Source organism: Delftia sp. ASV31 (assembly GCF_016428765.1).
Lineage (GTDB): Bacteria > Pseudomonadota > Gammaproteobacteria > Burkholderiales > Burkholderiaceae_C > Comamonas > Comamonas acidovorans.
This window is the reverse complement of record NZ_JAELTK010000040.1, coordinates 1-17,101: the sequence shown is the minus strand read 5'-3', so window position 1 is coordinate 17,101 and position 17,101 is coordinate 1. Positions and strand designations below refer to the sequence as shown.

General features: G+C 67.6%; 14 protein-coding genes, 1 pseudogene and 1 riboswitch. Of the genes and pseudogenes, 6 read left to right on the top strand and 9 right to left on the bottom strand.

The genetic code is table 11. The features are described from left to right. Positions 1-11 precede the first annotated feature (11 nt). The 6 genes from JHD82_RS15675 to JHD82_RS15650 all read left to right on the top strand — a co-directional run bounded on the left by JHD82_RS15675 (position 12) and on the right by JHD82_RS15650 (position 7,774). Positions 12-1,067 (top strand): zinc-binding dehydrogenase, encoded by a 1,056-nt coding sequence (locus JHD82_RS15675; RefSeq protein WP_012206318.1) that lies wholly within the window; start codon positions 12-14, stop codon positions 1,065-1,067. Continuing rightward, positions 1,064-1,864, top strand: a complete 801-nt coding sequence (locus JHD82_RS15670; protein ID WP_012206319.1) for a hypothetical protein — start codon at positions 1,064-1,066, stop codon at positions 1,862-1,864. The genes JHD82_RS15675 and JHD82_RS15670 overlap by 4 nt, the downstream gene beginning before the upstream one ends. 37 nt (positions 1,865-1,901) lie before the next feature. Further along, positions 1,902-2,918, top strand: a complete 1,017-nt coding sequence (locus JHD82_RS15665; protein WP_012206320.1) for a tripartite tricarboxylate transporter substrate binding protein — start codon at positions 1,902-1,904, stop codon at positions 2,916-2,918. 113 nt (positions 2,919-3,031) lie between these two features. Further along, positions 3,032-4,111, top strand: a complete 1,080-nt coding sequence (locus tag JHD82_RS15660) for a porin (RefSeq protein WP_199137336.1) — start codon at positions 3,032-3,034, stop codon at positions 4,109-4,111. 387 nt (positions 4,112-4,498) lie between these two features. Beyond that, positions 4,499-5,905 carry a helix-turn-helix domain-containing protein gene (locus JHD82_RS15655; RefSeq protein WP_233174758.1) on the top strand — a complete coding sequence of 469 codons (1,407 nt, stop codon included), beginning with the start codon at positions 4,499-4,501 and terminating at the stop codon, positions 5,903-5,905. 69 nt (positions 5,906-5,974) lie between these two features. Then, positions 5,975-7,774 (top strand): methyl-accepting chemotaxis protein, encoded by a 1,800-nt coding sequence (locus tag JHD82_RS15650; RefSeq protein ID WP_199137334.1) that lies wholly within the window; start codon positions 5,975-5,977, stop codon positions 7,772-7,774. A 7-nt stretch (positions 7,775-7,781) separates the two neighbouring features. On the opposite strand, the gene JHD82_RS15645 is transcribed toward JHD82_RS15650, so the two are convergent. The 9 genes and pseudogenes from JHD82_RS15645 to JHD82_RS15605 form a co-directional block, all read right to left on the bottom strand. Beyond that, positions 7,782-8,579: an SDR family oxidoreductase gene (locus tag JHD82_RS15645; protein WP_199137332.1), complete on the bottom strand. Its 798-nt coding sequence runs from the start codon at positions 8,577-8,579 to the stop codon at positions 7,782-7,784. A 1-nt stretch (position 8,580) separates the two neighbouring features. Further along, entirely contained in the window at positions 8,581-9,591 is a 1,011-nt protein-coding gene (locus JHD82_RS15640) for an ABC transporter substrate-binding protein (RefSeq protein ID WP_199137330.1), read from the bottom strand. Positions 9,592-9,629: 38 nt separating this feature from the next. Further along, positions 9,630-10,391 (bottom strand): ABC transporter permease, encoded by a 762-nt coding sequence (locus JHD82_RS15635; RefSeq protein ID WP_199137328.1) that lies wholly within the window; start codon positions 10,389-10,391, stop codon positions 9,630-9,632. Then, positions 10,388-11,176 carry an ABC transporter ATP-binding protein gene (locus tag JHD82_RS15630; protein WP_199137326.1) on the bottom strand — a complete coding sequence of 263 codons (789 nt, stop codon included), beginning with the start codon at positions 11,174-11,176 and terminating at the stop codon, positions 10,388-10,390. The genes JHD82_RS15635 and JHD82_RS15630 overlap by 4 nt, the downstream gene beginning before the upstream one ends. A gap of 5 nt (positions 11,177-11,181) precedes the next feature. Further along, the gene (locus tag JHD82_RS15625; protein WP_199137324.1) at positions 11,182-12,660 is read right to left on the bottom strand and encodes an acyl-CoA reductase; all 1,479 of its coding nucleotides are present in this window, start codon (positions 12,658-12,660) and stop codon (positions 11,182-11,184) included. Beyond that, positions 12,657-13,775 (bottom strand): hypothetical protein, encoded by a 1,119-nt coding sequence (locus JHD82_RS15620; RefSeq protein WP_016453240.1) that lies wholly within the window; start codon positions 13,773-13,775, stop codon positions 12,657-12,659. Before JHD82_RS15620 ends, JHD82_RS15625 begins: the two co-directional genes overlap by 4 nt. 67 nt (positions 13,776-13,842) lie before the next feature. After that, positions 13,843-13,934: riboswitch (TPP riboswitch) on the bottom strand. Between the two features lie 28 nt (positions 13,935-13,962). Beyond that, the gene (locus JHD82_RS15615; protein ID WP_199137323.1) at positions 13,963-15,711 is read right to left on the bottom strand and encodes a YncE family protein; all 1,749 of its coding nucleotides are present in this window, start codon (positions 15,709-15,711) and stop codon (positions 13,963-13,965) included. 100 nt (positions 15,712-15,811) lie between these two features. Further along, on the bottom strand, positions 15,812-16,861 hold the full coding sequence (locus JHD82_RS15610; protein ID WP_199137321.1) for a DUF418 domain-containing protein: 1,050 nt from the start codon (positions 16,859-16,861) through the stop codon (positions 15,812-15,814). Further along, a pseudogene (locus JHD82_RS15605) lies at positions 16,858-17,101 on the bottom strand (TetR/AcrR family transcriptional regulator); the annotation flags it as partial. The gene JHD82_RS15610 and the pseudogene JHD82_RS15605, both read right to left, overlap by 4 nt.

Here is a 17,101-nt window from a genome sequence, read left to right as displayed (position 1 = left end):
GCCCCCACGCCATGCAAGCACTGCGCAAGACCGAGCCGAGCCACGGCCTGACACTGACCCAAGCGGACATGCCCGCGCCCGGCCCTGGCGAAGTGCTGCTGCGCGTGCATTCGGCCGGTGTGTGCGGCACCGATCTGCACATTGCCGAATGGACCCGCAGCTACCACTTCCTGACCCCCGCCCTGCCCGTGACGATCGGTCATGAGTTCAGCGGCGAGATTGCCGCGCTGGGCGAAGGTGCCGAGAACCTGGCCCCGGGCCTGACCGTGGGCCAGATGGTGGCCGTGCGGCCTTCGGTCACCTGCGGCCGCTGCGCGGCCTGCACCAGCGGCAACTTCGATGGCTGCACCACGCGGCGCGGCATTGGCGTGCTGCGCAATGGCGGCTTTGCCCCTTGGGCCGCCGTGCCGCTGCGCAACTGCGTGCCGGTCCCGGCCGGTGTGCAGGGCGATGTGGCCGCGCTGGCCGAGCCGCTGACCGTGAGCCATGAGGCCGTGCGCACGGCCGGCGTGCGCCCCGGCCACCGCGTGCTGGTGCTGGGGCCGGGCAACATCGGCCAGGGCATTGCGCTGTTCGCGCGGGCCGCAGGCGCCGCCCAGGTGGTGGTGGCCGGGCATGGCGATGCGCCGCGGCTGGCGGTGTTGCGCGCCATGGGCTTTGACGATGTGCTGGACTTCGAGGGCAGCGATATGGATGCGGCCCTTGCCCCCTATCTGGCCCGGGGCCGGTTCGATGCCGTGATCGAGGCCACGGGCGCGGCCGCCGTGATTGCGCCGGCGCTGCGCGCACTCAAGGTGCATGGCGTGCTGGTGATCACGGGAATCCATGCAGCGCCCGTGCCCATCGACCTGACGGCGCTGGTGCGCAACCACCAGGAGCTGCGCGGCTCCTACCGCGCGCCCGAGAGCGCCTGGCCCGAGGTCGTGCGCTTCATGCAGGAGCACCAGCCCCTGCTGCGCCAGATGATCACGCACCGCGTGCCGCTGTCGCGTGCCGAGGAAGGCTTTGCGCTGGCGCGCGCGCGCCATGCCAGCAAGGTGCTGGTGCAGCCGGAGCACCAGGCATGAGTGGCAGCAACGCCTTTCTTGCGCTGTGGAACGGACTGGACCGCAGCGATGCGCGTGAGGAATACGAGGCCTGGCACGCCATGGAACATGTGCCCGAGCGCGTGGGCCTGCCGGGATTTCTGTGGGCGCGCCGCTATGTACGCGGTTCGAATACAGGCGGCTCGGATACAGGCCGCTCGGATGCAGGCGGTGAGCCATCTGCCGCAGGCAGCAGCTACTTCACGGTCTATGGATTGCAGGGGCTGGATGCGCTGCAGACGGCGCAGTATGCCGATGTGATCGCCCATCCCACGCCCTGGTCCGCCCGCATGCGGCCCCGGCTGAGCGCCTTTGTACGCCGGCCCTGCGCGCTGGTGGCCACGGCAGGCGCCTCCACCGCCGCGCACCTGGTGGCGGTGCGCGCCACCACCGCCGACCTGCCCGGCTGGTCCGCCGCAGCCACGCAGGCGCTGGCCGAGGCCGAGGACAGCGCCCTGCTGGTGCGCGCCAGCGCGGGCGCCGTGCCGCCCGCGCTGGACCTGGCCTACCCCGTGGGCGGCGAACGCATTGCCCAGGCCGTGGCCGGCCAGACCACGGTGGTGCTGCTGGCCGAGCATTGCACGGCCGAGGGCGCGCGCCAGGGTGCGCAGTGGCTGCTGGAGCGGCTTGCGCCCTGGAGCCTGCCGGGCGCGCAGGCCGAATCCTTTGTGCTGCAAAGCCAGGCGGTGCGCGGCGACCTGCCTGCGGATGTGTCACAGCGCCCGCACTCCCGATTGCCGCCGCGCCTGGGGCCCATGAACCGGTATTTTTCGCGCTGAAGCCAGATTGCAGATGAACATTCCAGGAGACAAGAACATGAACAAGCCCCAGACAAGCAGGCAGCCGCTGCTGCAGCCGTCAACGCGCCGCGCCGCCCTGCTGTGGTGCGCTGCCGCGCTCTCGCCGGTCTTCCCCGCCCATGCCGCAGGCGACAAGGATGCGTGGCCCACGCGCCCGCTGCGCTTGATCGTGGGCTATGCCAGCGGCTCCTCGCCCGACGTGCAGGCGCGCCTGCTGGCCGAGCCGCTGGGCCGCGCCCTGGGCCAGCCCGTAGTGGTAGAGAACAAGGGCGGCGCCAGCGGCAACATCGGCGCCGATGCCGTGGCCAAGGCCGGCGACGGCCATACGCTGGGCGTGATCGGCAACGGCCCGCTGACCAGCTCCAAATACCTCTACGCCCGGCTGCCCTACGACCCGGGGCGGGACTTTGCGCCCATCGCCATGATCGGATCGGCGCCGCTGGTCTGGGTGGCGCCGCGCGCCGCCGCCACCGATACGGCGGCCTACCTGCAGTCCCTGCGTTCCGAGAACGGGCAGTTCAACTTCGGCTCGGTCGGCAAGGGCTCGGGCACGCACCTGGGGGCCGAACTGATCAAGGAATCCATGGGCCTGCGACTGGCCCATGTGCCCTACAACGGCGGCCCGGCCGTGGTGAACGCCCTGCTGGGCGACCAGGTACAGATGGCGCTGCTGCCGGCCTCCACCGTGATGCCGCTGGTGCAGTCGGGCAAGCTGGCGGCGCTGGCCGTGACCTCCAGCGAACGCAGCCCGCTGGCGCCCGGCGTGCCGTCCATGCGCGAGATCGGTGCGGGCGCGGTGGACATCGAGGTGTGGAATGCCGTGATGGCGCCGGCCTCCATGCCCGCAGCCCACCGTGCCCGGCTGTCGCAGGCGCTGGAGCGCATCCTGCATTCGCCCGAAGTGCGCGACAAGCTGCTGGCCCAGGGCTGGCGCGTGGACGATGTCGGCCCCGCCGCCCTGTCCGCACGCATGGCGCAGGACAACCGCACCTACGGCGCGCTGATCGCCAAGAAGAACATCCGGCTCGACTGAGCGGACAACGCCAATCGAGGCAGCACGGGGCAGCGCCAGGCGGCACCAGGCAACACCAGGCAGCAAGCAACGGCCAGCGCCCCATTTTTTCCATACCCCATAGAGGAGACATCATGAATACCTTGCAACGAGGAGGCTGGGCCGTGGGCGCCGCAGCCCTGGCCCTGGCAAGCCAGGTGCATGCGCAGGCACAGGCACAGGCACAAGCGCAGACATCGGCCCCGCCCGCGATCCCCAGCAGCAGCGTGACGCTGTACGGCGTCGTGGACATGGCGGTGGAGTCGGCGCGCACGGGCAATGGCGGCCTGCAGCGGCTGGAAAGCGGCGTGATCGCCGGGTCGCGCTGGGGCCTGCGCGGCACGGAGGACCTGGGCGGCGGCCAGCGCGCGCTCTATGTAGTGGAGGCCGGATTCAACGGCGACACGGGTGCCAGCGGCCAGGGCGGCCTCGCCTTTGGTCGCCAGGTCTTCGTGGGCCTGGGCGGCGGCTGGGGCCAGCTCACGGCCGGGCGCCACTACACCACGCTGCACACCTCGCTGGCCAGCTATGCGCTCACCGGCCTGATCTGGGGCAACGCGGCCAACTATTTCCGCGACGGCACGGTGCTGCGCGCCAGCAATTCGCTGCGCTACCAGTCGCCGAACATGGGCGGCTTCACGGTGCGCGGCATGTATTCGTTCGGCGAGGCGGCGGGCTCCAGCGTGGCCAGCCTGTACGGCGGCTCCGTGGACTATGCGGCCGGGCCCTGGGCACTGGGTGCATCGTGGATGCAGCGGCGTACCACGGCCGTGAATACCGACCGCTATGCGCTGCTGGGCGCGGCCTATGACTTCGGCGTGGCGCGCGCCGCGCTGCTGCTGTCCACGCGGCGCGACGACCTGCCTGCCGCCACCAGCGGCCAGGGCCGTTTCTACGAGGCCAGCGTGACCGTGCCCATGGGCATGGCGGGGCAGTGGCTGCTGTCCTATGGCGCCTACCACGGACAGGCTCGCGCCCAGAGCGATGCGCGTGCGCTGAGCGTGCGCTACGACCACTCGCTGTCCAAGCGCACCAAGCTCTATGCGGGCGTGGGCCGCATCCACAACGAGGCAGGCGCCGCCTTCACCATCAACACCGCCAGCAATGCGGGGCCGGTGGTCCAGGCAGGCAGCCGGCCCAGCTCGGTGGTGCTGGGCATATCGCACGCCTTCTGATTGCCGGGGCAGGCGCGGCCAGCGCCTGCCATGCCGACAGGGCGGCCCGGCTGGAGTCTGGCCGTTGTAACAACCCCATGGAACCCAGGGAATATTTCCCCTATTTGAATGGATTTTTCCAATCAGAAAAAGTCTGTCCAATCAGCGAATTAGGCGATTCGCAAGAGAGAAAGTTTCGCAAAAAGACAAGTGCCTGCGCGATCCGGCAAGAAAAATAAAATCCAAATGTAAACAATTGTTTATCTGGCCTGTAAGATTCTTCCAGTCAATCAGTGTTTCCCCAGGAGAGTGTTGTGAAGCACCTTGCCGATGCATTCATCGGGAAAATGCATCGCACCCGCCTGGCCATTGATTTTTTCATATAAGAATTCTTACTCATTCAATCTTTTGACGCACCACATCCACGGCCACCAAGATGAGAGCGCATCCAGATTATGGAGAATAATATCCGCCCATCACCAGCAAGCCGATACTGGATATAACAAGATCAGCCGGGCCGAGGAATTGCTACAGGCCTGCAAATGGCCAGAGCCTTCCATATATCCCCTGCTGGTGCTCAGATATGTGCAGGAAGCACAGGCCATTTTCGAGCTGCACCGCATGCCTGACCGCGTGGTCTCATGCCGCATTGCAGCCGCCTTCATCCATTGCCAGCTGGGCGAAGAGCGCAATGCGATTGCACTGGCCACTGCGGCAATGGCCAATCCCGCGCTGCTGCAGCCGGAATCCATGGCCTGCGCCACCTATGTGAGGGCGCTGGCGCACAGCCGGCTGGGCGAGCTCGATACCGCCTTGCAATTGATCGAAGGCAAGGACCATGATTTCGCATTGATGGCGCCGGGCATCACGCCCTGGCTGTCCGCCCTGATCAATTGGGCCAGGGCGCAGATCCTGTGGAAGATCTATCTCTACAAGAACCACCAGAGTCTGTGGTGCGGTCCGCCCCCGGATTCAGGCCTGGTCCAGCTCGGTGCCGCCGCCCCCGACAGCGCCGACCTGCAGGCGCTGCTGGAGCGGGTCGGCCGCCAGCTGCCAACGGGCCTGGCCTGGCCCTACAGCGATTTGCTGCAGCTCTCGGTCAAAGGGCTGGATGCGGGTCGCCGCGAAGCCGCTGGCGTGATCCGTGCCATTGAACGCATCGGCGTCCGCCACCAGATCAAGAACCCGCCGATTGCCGGCTGGGCCTGGCTGAGCAGCGCACTGGTGCACTGCAGCAAGCGCCAATATGCCCAGGCCCTGCAGGCGGTGATGCTGGCAAAGTCCACGGCCCAGACCTACCAGCTCGAAGGCCTGTGCCGCAATGCCCTAGTCTACGAGTACCACATACAGGAAACGCAGGGCGATTTTGCAGGCGCCCTGTCCACGCTGAAGGCGCTGAACATCATGCGGCTCAAGAGCATGGCCATCAGCCCCTATCTGGAGAAATCCAGATTCACGGCCATGGACGAGGCACGGCTGCACGATCTGGAACCCGCCTATGTCAAGCGCGCCCTCCAATACATACAAGAAAACCTGGACAAGAAACTACCGATCCAGACCATTGCCGACCATTGCCGCGTCAGCCGGCGCACTTTGGAGGTTTCCTTTCGCAACAGCCGGTCGTGCAGTATCGGTGAATATATAAGGCAAAGCCGTATCCATCTTGCGGCCGAATCGCTGCTGACCACCGACCAGAGCATAGGACAGATTTCCTCGCAGCTTGGTTATTCCTCGCTCTCGTCATTTTCCAGAGATTTCTCCGGACATTATGGAATACCGCCGTCTGTCTGGGTGCGCCATCATCGATTGGCGTGATCCGGATTTTTATGCGATGCGGCCCGATTGTGTGGCACGCAGCCATATTGAATACAGAAAGGAATACGCATGAAATACCTGAAAAACATGAAGACGGGCTCCATGTTGGGTCTGGGATTTTCGATTCTGATTGCCATCGCGCTGTCGATTGCGCTGTATGGCCGCGCCCAGCTGGTACAGGCCTCCGATGATGTGGCCTACCTGGCCGACAAGCGGATCACCAGCCTGCTCCGGCTGGTGGAGATCAAGGGCTCGGTGGAGTTCATCTTTCGCGGCGTGCGCAGCATGGCGTTGATGGAGGACGCCGGGGAAAAGAAGCTGGCCAAGGCCGCGCTGGATGCACAGCGCCAGAAGATCAGCCAGTTGATGGAGAAATTCCGCGAAGGCCTGAGCACACCGCAGGGCGTTGCGCTGTACGACAACATGAAGAACGCGCGCATTGCCTATCTGCCGCTGCTCGACCAATTCATGGAGGCGGCCACGCGCCACGACCTGCAGGCCGTCTCGGCCATGCTTGGCGAAAGCGGGGAGTTCCGCAAACGCCAGGACGCGTTCTTCAACTCCATCAATGACATCCTGGCTCACCAGCAGGTGCGCGCCACGGAAACGGCGCAGGCCTCCGAGGACAAATCCCTGGCTGCCGGGCGGCTGATGCTGTCCCTGGCGCTGGCCGCACTGGCCATAGGCGCGCTGGTGGGCTGGGCCATCACGCGGCGCATCACGGGCCTGCTGGGCGGGGAGCCCGCCTACGCGGCGCAGATCACGCAGGAAGTCGCCAGAGGCAACCTGGCGGTGGCCGTGGCGCTGCGGCCCGGTGACACCACCAGCCTGCTGGCGGCGCTGAACTCCATGCGCGCCAGCCTGGCAGACATCGTCAGCCAGGTGCGCCACAGCAGCGAATCGATTGCCACGGGCGCCAGCCAGATCGCCTCCGGCAATGCCGACCTGAGCGCTCGCACGGAGGAGCAGGCCGCCAACCTGGAGGAGACGGCCGCCTCCATGGAGCAGATGACCGCCACCATTCAGCAGAACGTGGACACGGTGCGCAGTGCCTCGGGCCTGGCCCAGTCGGCCAGCGCCACAGCCGTGCACGGCGGCGAGGTGGTGCATGGCGTGGTCAGCACCATGGAGGACATCACGCACAGCTCGCGCAAGATCGAGGAAATCATCGGCGTGATCGACGCCATTGCGTTCCAGACCAACATCCTCGCGCTCAACGCCGCCGTGGAGGCCGCGCGTGCCGGGGAACAGGGCAAGGGCTTTGCGGTGGTCGCCTCGGAGGTGCGCTCCCTGGCCCAGCGCTGCGCCAACGCGGCCAAGGAAATCAAGGGCCTGATCAGCGAGAGCGTGGGCAAGGTCGCCGCCGGCTCCCGCCAGGTGGCCGAGGCCGGCAGCACCATGAACGACATCGTCACCCAGACGCACCGCGTGGCCGAACTGATCTCCGACATCGGTGCCGCCACGCAGGAGCAGTCCCAGGGCGTGACCCAGGTCAGCGACGCCGTGCAGCAGCTCGACCAGGTGACGCAGCAAAACGCCTCCCTGGTGGAAGAGTCTGCCGCTGCCGCCGACAGCCTGAACAAGCAGGCGGCGCAGCTGGTGCAACTGGTCAGCGTGTTCCGCCTGGATGAGAACACGACCCGCCCGCAGGCCGCCCTGTCCAAGTCCACGCCGGTGGCAGCGGCCGTGCCGGCGCGCGCACAGACCGCCAGGCCGTCTCCAGCGCTGGCCCCCGCCGCGCCCCGTACCAAGCACCTGCGTGCGGCAGCGGCGGCGGCCTCCAGCGCGCCTGTGGCGCTGCCTGCCAGGACCACGGCACCCCGCCGCGCCACGGCAGCCGAGATGGCGGAGGAGTGGGAGCAGTTCTAGAACAGGCTCAGCGCATCACCAGGCCGCCATCGACGAACAGTACCTGCCCCGTCATGAAGCCGCTCAGTTCCGAGGCCAGGAACAGCACCGGCCCCGCCACGTCTTCGGGGCTTGCCAGGCGGCGCAGCGGCGTGGCGGCCATCAGAGATTCTCGGAAGGACTCGCGCGTGTCCTGCGTGCCCTGCGTGGGATAGACCAGGCCAGGCGCCACGCAGTTGACGCGTATGCCCACGGGCCCCAGCTCGCTGGCCAGGTTGCGGCTGAAGGCCACCAGCGAGGCCTTGGCCGTGGTGTAGTCGTGGTAGGGCACGACGGGGTGCTCCACCAGGTTGCTGGCGATGTTGACGATGCTGCCCCGCGCACGCTGGCGCATCTGCGGCAGCACGGCGCGGCAGACGTTGAAGGCCGCGCCCACGGCACCGTCGTACTGGGCCTGGTAGTCGCTCCATTGCAGGTCGTCGAAGCGGCGGCGGCGCTCGGGGTCGAAGGCGTAGGGTTTGAAGGCGTTGTTGACCACGATGTCGATGGCGCCCGCCTCGCGCGCAATGGCCTCGGTCATGGCCTGGACGGCGGGCTGCGAGCCCACATCGGCCTTGATGGCCCAGGCATCGCCTCCGGCCTGCTTGCCCGCTGCCTGGCAGGCCGCCACGGTGCGGGCGGCGGCTTCGTCGTTGGACAGGTGGTTGACCACCACGGTGGCGCCCTCGCGCGCAAAGGCGGTGGCAATGGCCGCGCCTATGCCGCGGCCGGCGCCGGTGACCAGCACCACTTTGCCTTGCAGGCCCAGGGAAGACGGCTGTGCCATCTCAGGCCCCTGGCAGCAGGCTGGTGTCCACCACGTCGGACACCTTGATCTGCCTTTGCACCATGCCCAGCGCGCGGTAGGCGTCGGCGCCCTTTTGCAGGGCGGCCAGGTCGAAGCTGCCCAGCGGCTTGCCGGCCTGCAGCGGCTGCGAAGACGCATTGCGCAGGCGGATCACGTCCAGGTTGATATCGCGCTGGGTGCCGTCGATGGCGTGCTTGCCGGCCAGCGTGGCGGCTTCCTCGGGGTTGGCCATCATCCAGGCGGCGCTGTCGCGGTAGCCCTTGAGGAAGGCGCGCAACAGGTCCTTCTTGTCGCGCAGCGTGTCCTCGCGCACCACGAACATGTCGCTGGAGATGTTGAGGTGGTCGCGCACCTGCATCACATCGACCTCGCCAATGCCTTTGCGCAGGCCTACGGCCAGGCCGGTATCGGTGGCGGCCGTGGCATCGACCTGGCCCTGCATCAGCGGCGCGAAGTTGAGCAGGCCGGTGACGACGATGGTCACGTCCGACTCCTTGAGGCCGGCCTGGTGCAGCATCACCAGCAGGTTCTGGCGCGTGCCGCTGGACAGGCTGTAGACGCCGATCTTCTTGCCCTTGAGGTCCGCCGGCTTGCGGATGCCCGCCGACTTGAGCGAGACCACGTTGAACACGTTCTGCGGGTAGATGTCGTAGATGGCGACCAGCTTCTGGCCCTTGTCCAGCGCCATGAAGAAGGAGCCGGGGTCGGTGAAGGCCACATCGGCCTGGCCGCTGAGCATGTTGCGGATGGCGTCGCCGCCGCCCGCGCCGGGCAGGTAGGCCAGCTCCACGCCCTGGGCCTTGAAGAAGCCCTTGTCGGGCTCGGCCAGGATGTTGGTGATCTCGCTGATGGGCTTGCTCCAGCCCGCCAGGCGGATCTTGCCTTGCACAGGAGCGGCCAGGCAATTGCCGGCCAGCGCCAGGCCGGCAAAACCGGCAGAGGCGCCCAGCAGGCTGCGGCGGGTGAGGAAGGGGGATTGCGGAGTGTGCATGGCGCTTGGGGAAAAGGTTTCGGAAGTGTTCAGGATGGTCAGGCGGCGCGCGAGCGCAGCAGCCGGCGCTCCAGCACCAGGCAGGCCTGGTACAGCAGCAGGCCCATGGCGGCGATCAGCACCAGGGCCGCAAACATGAGGGTGGTGTCCATCATTCCCTGGGCGGCAATGACCACGGCGCCCAGGCCGCGGCTGGCGCCCATGAATTCGGCCACCACGGCGCCGACCAGGGCCAGCACCACGGCCACGCGCAGGCCCGCAAGAATGGCGGGCAGACCCGTGGGCAGCTTCAGGCGCAGCAGCGTCTGCAGCCGCGTGGCGCCCAGCATGCGAAACAGCTGCAGCCGCTGGGCATCGACCTGGCGCAGGCCGGTCAGGGTGTTTTCCATCAGAGGGAAAAAGCAGATCAGCGCGGTGATCAGCACCGTGGGCAGCATGCCGAAGCCGAACCACAGCACGAACAGCGGCGCCAGCGCCAGCTTGGGCACGACCTGGCTGACCACCACATAGGGCTTGAGCACACGCTCGAGCAGCTCGGATTCAGCCAGGGCCATGCCCGCCAGCAGGCCGATCGCGCTGCCGACAGCCAGCCCCAGCAGCAGGGCCTGGAGCGTCGCCCGGATGTGCGGCCAGAAATAGCCCGTGGCCAGCCCCGTCCACAGCGATGCCGCAATGGCCGAGGGCGCCGGCAGCACCAGGGCGGACAGGCCCCATTGCCGCACCAGCAGTTCCCACAGGCCCAGCAGGACCAGCGCCAGCGCGGCGGCCAGCAGGCGGGCATGGAACAAGGACACCGTCATGCCGCCGTCCTGTCCATGGCTGCGCGCACGCGGGCGCAGTGCTCGTTGAACGCCGGCCCGTGGCGCATGGCCTGGGTGCGCGGCGCGGGCAGATCGACCGCCATATCGGCCACGATGCGCCCGCCGTGCATGAGGGCGATGCGGTCGCCCAGGTAGACGGCCTCGTTGATGTCGTGGGTGACGAAGAGCACCGTGGTGCCGCGCTCGCGGCAGGTGCGCAGCAGGTCGTCCTGCAGCTCGGCGCGCGTGATGGCGTCCAGCGCGGCAAAGGACTCGTCCAGCAGCAGCAGGGGCGGATCGAGCACCAGCGCCCGTGCCAGCGCCACGCGGCTTTGCTGCCCGCCCGAGAGATGGCGCGGATGGCGTTGCGCGTGGCTGGCCAGGCCCAGCTGCTCCAGCAGCGCCAGGGCGCGCTGCTCGTCCTGCGGCGCGGGGCGCCTTTGCAGCGACACGGGCAGCAGCACATTGCCCAGCGCCGTATGCCACTCCAGCAGCGTGGGCGCCTGGAACATGAAGCCCAGTTGCGGACCGGGCTCGGCCAGCTCGGCGCCGCGCAGCAGGATGCGGCCCGACTGCGGCCTGAGCAGCCCCGCCGCCAGCTTGAGCAAGGTGGTCTTGCCGCAGCCGCTGCGGCCCAGCAGGCAGTGGATCTCACCGGCCTGCACGCGCCAGTCCACGCCGTCCACCACCGGCGAGCGGCCCGGGTAGGTGAACACCACCTGTTCGATATCGAGGAACGCCATGCCGTCAGTCCCGCCTGTCATGCCCGTCGTGCCGGTGTGCATGGATGTCAATCCGCATACGGGGCGAACGGCTGCGCCGCCGCCTCGGCAGATTGCTCGATCTCGGTCATGCGCACCAGGTCCAGCAGGTTGAAGCGGCCGTCATGGTGCCAGCCGGCCTCGGGCATGCTCATGGAGCCGATGGCGCTGATGCGCGTGACGCCGGCCGCGCCCAGCAGACCGGCCAGCCGGTACAGCTGCTCGGGCGAGGCGGCAATGCCGGCCGTCTGCAGGTATTCGCGCTGCGCGGCCACCACGGGCACGGCGTCATCCAGGCGGTCCACGCCCACCACGGCAATCGTGCGGTACAGGGCCGTGGGCGCCAGCGGCTGCAAGCTGTCGCTGTACGCCACGCTCCAGGGCGCATCCACCGGGCCCAGCAGTTGCTGCGCGTCGCCCGACCATTCCACGGACTGCTGCCAGCGGGCCACGGCGGCGCCCTCCTCCAGCTCCAACGGCCGGCGCGCAAAGCGCCGCTGCAGGTTGGCCAGCTCGGCCGCCAGATAGTCGGCAAAGGCACACGCAGAGACGGGGGCGCCGCGCTCCACGTAGAAGACATGGGGCGAGTAGCAGCCCTGCTGGTCGTAGCGCATCACGTCCCAGGCCGCAAGCCGCGCCACGGCGGGCGCCTTGAGCGTGTCCAGCGCGGCAGCGCCCACCATGCCGAAGCCCAGCTTGTGGCCGTGCGGCAGAAAGCGCGTGGTCACGGGCAGGCGCTGGCGCAGTGCCTGCAGCGTCTGGTTGCCGCCGTAGGCGAGCACGGTGTCGGCCTCGGCGTGGAGCGCGGCGGCTCCACCGCCATCCGCCCCATCCACACCCCCCGCACCGCTCCACCACACCACGGCCAGGCAATCGGCCAGCGGCGGGTGCACCTCGGCCAGCAGCCGTGCGAACCAGCCCGCGAACAGCGGCTCGGCGCTGGCCAGCTTGCCAATGGCGGGCGCCTTGACCAGCAGGCCGCAGACCAGGCTCCACAGGGACAGCGCAGGCACATTGCCCGCCCAGCTGTGCATCAGCAGATCCGGCCCGAAGGCACGCACCGCGCCGCCCTTGGGTGCGGGCTGGAAGCCGTCGAGCACGGCCGGGTTGGCAAAGTCCTCGGCCACGAAGCGCCGCAGCTGCGCGGCGCGAAAGGTCTTGAAGAAGCCCGTCAGCCCCAGGCGCACCATGTCGGCGTCATAGCCGCTGACCACGGGCAGCCAGGTCTCGGCCTGCCGCCGATAGGGATCGCTGCGGTCCAGCAGGCGGGCAATGGCGCGGTCGATGGCGTCGATGATCTCGGCCACGGGCATGGCCCTGAGGTGGCGGTCGGCGGCACGGCGCACATGGGCTGCCAGCGCATGCATCTGCGGGCCGGTCAGCAGGGGCACGGAGACTTCCAGCCGCACGCCGCCGCGTTCGAAGGGCAGCACATGCCACTGCACCTCGTCCTCGCGCAAACCAGGCAGTTCGGGCAGGTAGCCGGCCGTGATCCGCTCGATGTTCATGCAGCAGCGGCCTTCACGAATTCATCGACCGCCAGCGAGCAGCCCTTGGCCGCTGCGCCCTCGGCACGCCCCAGCAACAGGAAACCGCTGTTCTCGCCATGGCCGGCCCACAGGCCCACGTCCTCGGTGAGGATGGTGGTGACCGCGTTGTAGTTGGCCAGGTCGCAGTGCACGAGAATGCCGCGCTCGCCGGGCGCCACGCTGCGGCCGGTGACGGGCTCGACCAGGCGCGAGCGTATCCAGTGCGGCCCCGACTTGACCGAGGGCAGCGTGGCATTGCCGTCGTCATAGAACTGCGTGCTCAACTCGGTCATGCCGTACATGTTGATGCAGTGGCTGCGCGGCACGCCCAGCAGCCGGGACAGGTCGGCGTAGAAATCCTCCAGCGGCAGCTCGCGCGACTGGCCCTTGTAGCCGCCCGTGTCCAGGATGCGGCTGCCCGGCGGCAGGCAAAAGCTGCGGCCCTGCTCGCGCAGCGCATCCATCACATGCACCAGGCTGAAGCTGGCGCCCAGCAGCGCATAGGGGCGGCCGCTGCGCTCGGACTCCTCCAGCACGGCGCACAGGCCGGGCATGTCCAGGCCGTCGGGCGTCAGAAAGTAGCGGCTGTCAGGAGTGCCGAATTCCGTCTTGGCCAGCGCCAGGTAGTGGGCCAGCGAAGAGTTGGGCATGGCCTGCTCGTCGGGAAAGAGGATGCCCATGGGCAGGCGCTCGTGCCCGGCCATGAAGCGCTGCGCGAAGTTGCGCGTCATCGACGCATCGTAGACATCGAGCGCGGGATGGAAGTGGCGCCCGCGCGCGGACAGTCCCTTGGCCTGGCCCGTGGTGCCGCTGGTCATGAACACGCGCTCCGCGGGCGAGGCCGGCTCGCTGCGCAGCTCCATGGCCTTGAACGCGTCAATGGGCACGGCTGGAATGTCGCTCCAGGTCTTCACATTGCGCAGCGTGGCACCGCGCCGCTGGCAGAAGCTGCGAAACGGCGCATTCGATTCGTATTGGTAGGCAAACAGCCGCAGGGCCAGTGCATCGAACTGCTCGTCGGTGCAGCCGTCCATGGCGATGAATGCAAGCAGGTCTGCGACCAGAGAAGCCGCCTGGGGCCGGGCCTTGTCCATGGAATTCCTTCGAGAGCTGGGACGTGATGCTCCGAAGGCTCCCCCGCCCGTGGCGCATGGGCGGCCACGCAGGGGTGCAAGCTCTTCTTCCGCCGGAATGACCCGGTTCAAGTTCTCGGGTGTGGATCTCAGCACTGGCGTGCACCCCGGAGCGGAGGGCTATCTTACAGCAGGGTCGCCAACCCCGTCAGGCCAGCAGGCGAACCACAAAACCCAGCAAGGTCGCGACGTACAGCAGCACCAAGGCCTTGCCCAGCACACCGCTGTTGGACCAGAAGTGGCGTGCCACGGCGAAGTCCCAGGCGCCATCGCGCACCTGCAGCTGCGGCAACCGCGCCAGGATCTCGCGCCTGAACGCGGCCTCGTCGAACAGGGGACTGCCATTGAGTCGCAGGGGAATGGCGCGAAGGCCCATCCACAGATGCTGGCGCGTGCAGGTGACGCGACTGGCATCGAATTTGCGGGTCCTGCGTGCCATGCGTACCGCGATCCGATGCCCGTCCGTGGCTATGCGCATGGTCTCCAGCTGCTTGAGCTTGCGCCAGAGCCATGCATACAGACACAGCGGCAACACGGCCAAAAGCACCAGCAGGACACCGAGCATGCCCGTTGGATCGCACGATTTGTCCGGACCGCAGTCGCGCTGGTGCAAAAGCGGCAAGAACCAATAGACCATCCCGCCAGCGACCAGGCAATGCAGAACGCCAACCATGGCAAGCGCACGCCTGCGCTTCACGGTGCTGCCCGCAAGCGCCGTGACCGAAGTGACCAGCGGTTTTCCTTCCGAGGCTTGAGAAGCCTGCGCGGCGTGCTGGGACGGTGAGGGAGCCACTGCCGCGCTGGAGGCTTCGGTGTCGCCCACTTCCTGCCAGCGTTTGCCGCCCAATTGGCGCAATTCCCCCGCCTTCCAGGCAAGCCATAGTCCCAGAGCCATCAATACCCCGATGCTGCCCAGCAGGAACGAAGGCAACCGCCTGCCCCATTCATAGGACGAGCGGGCAGACGCCAGCTCGCCGCGGAATGGAGCATCCCCGAAAGGCTCCAGCACGCGGCCGTCCAGATCCACGCGATGGACGATGAATTGGGTCATGTCCGGCAGCAAGAACTCCTGACCCACCATGGCGATGGCGTTCGGGTCCTGGTCGGGCGAAAGCGGCAGCACCCGTTCAGGCCTCAACTGGGAATCCATCAACAGCAGATCTGCTCCTCGCATGCCCGAGTCTGCGACCAGCACCCATAGACGCTGCTGGCCATCCAGCTGCATGGCGAACGGGAAGCGGCGCCCGGAACGCAGGCCCGCATATTCCACGGGAAATACGGCAGGCGCGGCCTGGGTGCTCTGTGCCGTATCGATTTGCGCAATCTGATGGCGGTTGGTATTGGCCACCCACATGCGCTCGCCTACCTGCAGCGTCTGATTCGGAAAGCGCAGGCCTTCGCTGTAGGTCTTGAGCAGCACATAGGCTTGCGCTGCACTGGAAGCGGCGTCGCGCTGGTAAACGAGAACGCGGTGATTGGATGCGTCGGAGACCACAATCTGCGCTTCATCGGCCGTTACCCGCATCCAGCGATAGCCACCGCGTGTGGACAAATCGGGCAGATCCAGCGCCACGCAGCGCTGCATTGCCAGATCGCAGCGATGCACACGTCCCTGGTCATGCGCCCAAAGCGTCTTCTCTCCAATGAACTGAAGGCTGCTGACCGATGGGGTCAAACCCAATTGCGCCAACTCCAGACGCTGCAGGCGTGTGCCCTGCCGATCAAACTGATGCAAAGCGCCATGGCTTTGAATCCACACTGTATTGCCTTGGATTGAGGGAAGCCTGGGGCCCAATGGGTCGGGCAACAGCCACCCCCGAAAGACAAAGGCCAGGATCAGCAGGCATTGCAGCCCGATCACAGCCCTGAGCCATTTCTTGCAAACCGCCTCAGCCATTGAATCTCCCCCATTTTTGAATGGAGGCAAGTGTAGACAAACAAGGCATTGCGGCCATCAAAACGATGACTTCATTCGAGCGCAATTTCCAGACTGTGGATCAATCCAGTGCCGTCAGCCGCCGCATCACCCACTCCACGGGCCCCTGCGCCACCTTCTTGCTCCAGGCCCAGGCGGCCAGGCTGGCGATGATCACGTACAGCGCGGCGGCCACGGCCACTTCGCGCAGGCTGCGTGATCCGTCCAGCGCGCCCATGGCTTCCAGCAGGCCCATGCCGATGAGGATGTGTGCCAGGTACAGGGTCAGCGTCATGCGCCCGGCCGGCAGCAGGCCGCGCCACGGGCCAGCGGGCCAGCGGTCGGCCAGCCGCAGGCAGGCGCCTATGGCAATGCTGGCGCAGCCCAGGCCCATCAGCAGGTAGGCCGGGCCGGGCGGCATGGGGCCGGTGGCCAGCCAGGCAGCCCATTCACTCTGTGCCGCAATTGCCGAGACGGCGCAGGCCAAGCCCACCATCGCAACACCGCAAGCCACCAGACCCCATTGCACGCGCGGCTCGGCCAGCGGCAGGCGTGCCAGCAGCATGCCGCAGAGGAAGAACGCAAACCAGGGCAGCACCGGATGGAAGCCGTTGAACAGCAGGTTGCGCGCAAAGCCGGCCGGCTCCCACAGGCCCTGGTAGGACAGGCTCGCCCAGTCCCAGCCCTGGCTGTAGTCCAGCTGCAGCAAGGCCCAGGCGGACAGCAAGGCCACGGCCGCCATGCCGGCCAGCAGCGCCCGTGCGCCGGCCTGCAGCCAGGCGATGGCCAACACGAAATACACCGCGTAGTAGTGAATGATGTCGGCCGGAAAGATCAGCAGGTTCATGCCACCGGCCACCAGCAGGAACAGCGCGCGGCGCAGCGTCCAGAGGCGCGCCGTGGCCGGCTCCAGCGAGCGCGTGGCCAGCACCAGGCCCAGGCCTGCCAGCACCACGAAGGTGGCCGAGGCCTTGCCCTCCAGGAAATGGAAGAACGACAGCAGCCAGCCAGGCTCCTGCAGCGCAGGATGCATGGCCTGCTTGAAGTTGACGAACACCATGCCTGCCAGCGCCAGGTAGCGCGCCAGGTCCAGCCCCGCCAGGCGGGCGCCCCTGCCGGTGGCGTGCCTCATGTCGCGTCCCCCCGTGCCTCGCCTCCAAGAAGGCAGGCCAGCAAGGCGGGATGCAGCACATCGACCCCTTCATCCGCCCCCGCGTCTTCTTGCGGCGTCACCGCCAGCGCAAAGCGCAGCGCATCGCTTTCCACGGCATCCAGCAGCAGTTGCGCGGCCAGGCGCACGGGCACGGCGGGCCGCAAGAGGCCCTGCTGCGCCCCGCGCTCCATGAAGCCTGCCAGGCCGTCGAGCATGCGC

Coding starts and splice junctions, on each gene's coding strand:
- JHD82_RS15675 (WP_012206318.1), top strand. CDS start 12: ATGCAAGCACTGCGCAAGACCGAGCCGAGCCACGGCCTGACACTGACC.
- JHD82_RS15670 (WP_012206319.1), top strand. CDS start 1,064: ATGAGTGGCAGCAACGCCTTTCTTGCGCTGTGGAACGGACTGGACCGC.
- JHD82_RS15665 (WP_012206320.1), top strand. CDS start 1,902: ATGAACAAGCCCCAGACAAGCAGGCAGCCGCTGCTGCAGCCGTCAACG.
- JHD82_RS15660 (WP_199137336.1), top strand. CDS start 3,032: ATGAATACCTTGCAACGAGGAGGCTGGGCCGTGGGCGCCGCAGCCCTG.
- JHD82_RS15650 (WP_199137334.1), top strand. CDS start 5,975: ATGAAATACCTGAAAAACATGAAGACGGGCTCCATGTTGGGTCTGGGA.
- JHD82_RS15645 (WP_199137332.1), bottom strand. CDS start 8,579: ATGGCACAGCCGTCTTCCCTGGGCCTGCAAGGCAAAGTGGTGCTGGTC.
- JHD82_RS15640 (WP_199137330.1), bottom strand. CDS start 9,591: ATGCACACTCCGCAATCCCCCTTCCTCACCCGCCGCAGCCTGCTGGGC.
- JHD82_RS15635 (WP_199137328.1), bottom strand. CDS start 10,391: ATGACGGTGTCCTTGTTCCATGCCCGCCTGCTGGCCGCCGCGCTGGCG.
- JHD82_RS15630 (WP_199137326.1), bottom strand. CDS start 11,176: ATGCACACCGGCACGACGGGCATGACAGGCGGGACTGACGGCATGGCG.
- JHD82_RS15625 (WP_199137324.1), bottom strand. CDS start 12,660: ATGAACATCGAGCGGATCACGGCCGGCTACCTGCCCGAACTGCCTGGT.
- JHD82_RS15620 (WP_016453240.1), bottom strand. CDS start 13,775: ATGGACAAGGCCCGGCCCCAGGCGGCTTCTCTGGTCGCAGACCTGCTT.
- JHD82_RS15615 (WP_199137323.1), bottom strand. CDS start 15,711: ATGGCTGAGGCGGTTTGCAAGAAATGGCTCAGGGCTGTGATCGGGCTG.
- JHD82_RS15610 (WP_199137321.1), bottom strand. CDS start 16,861: ATGAGGCACGCCACCGGCAGGGGCGCCCGCCTGGCGGGGCTGGACCTG.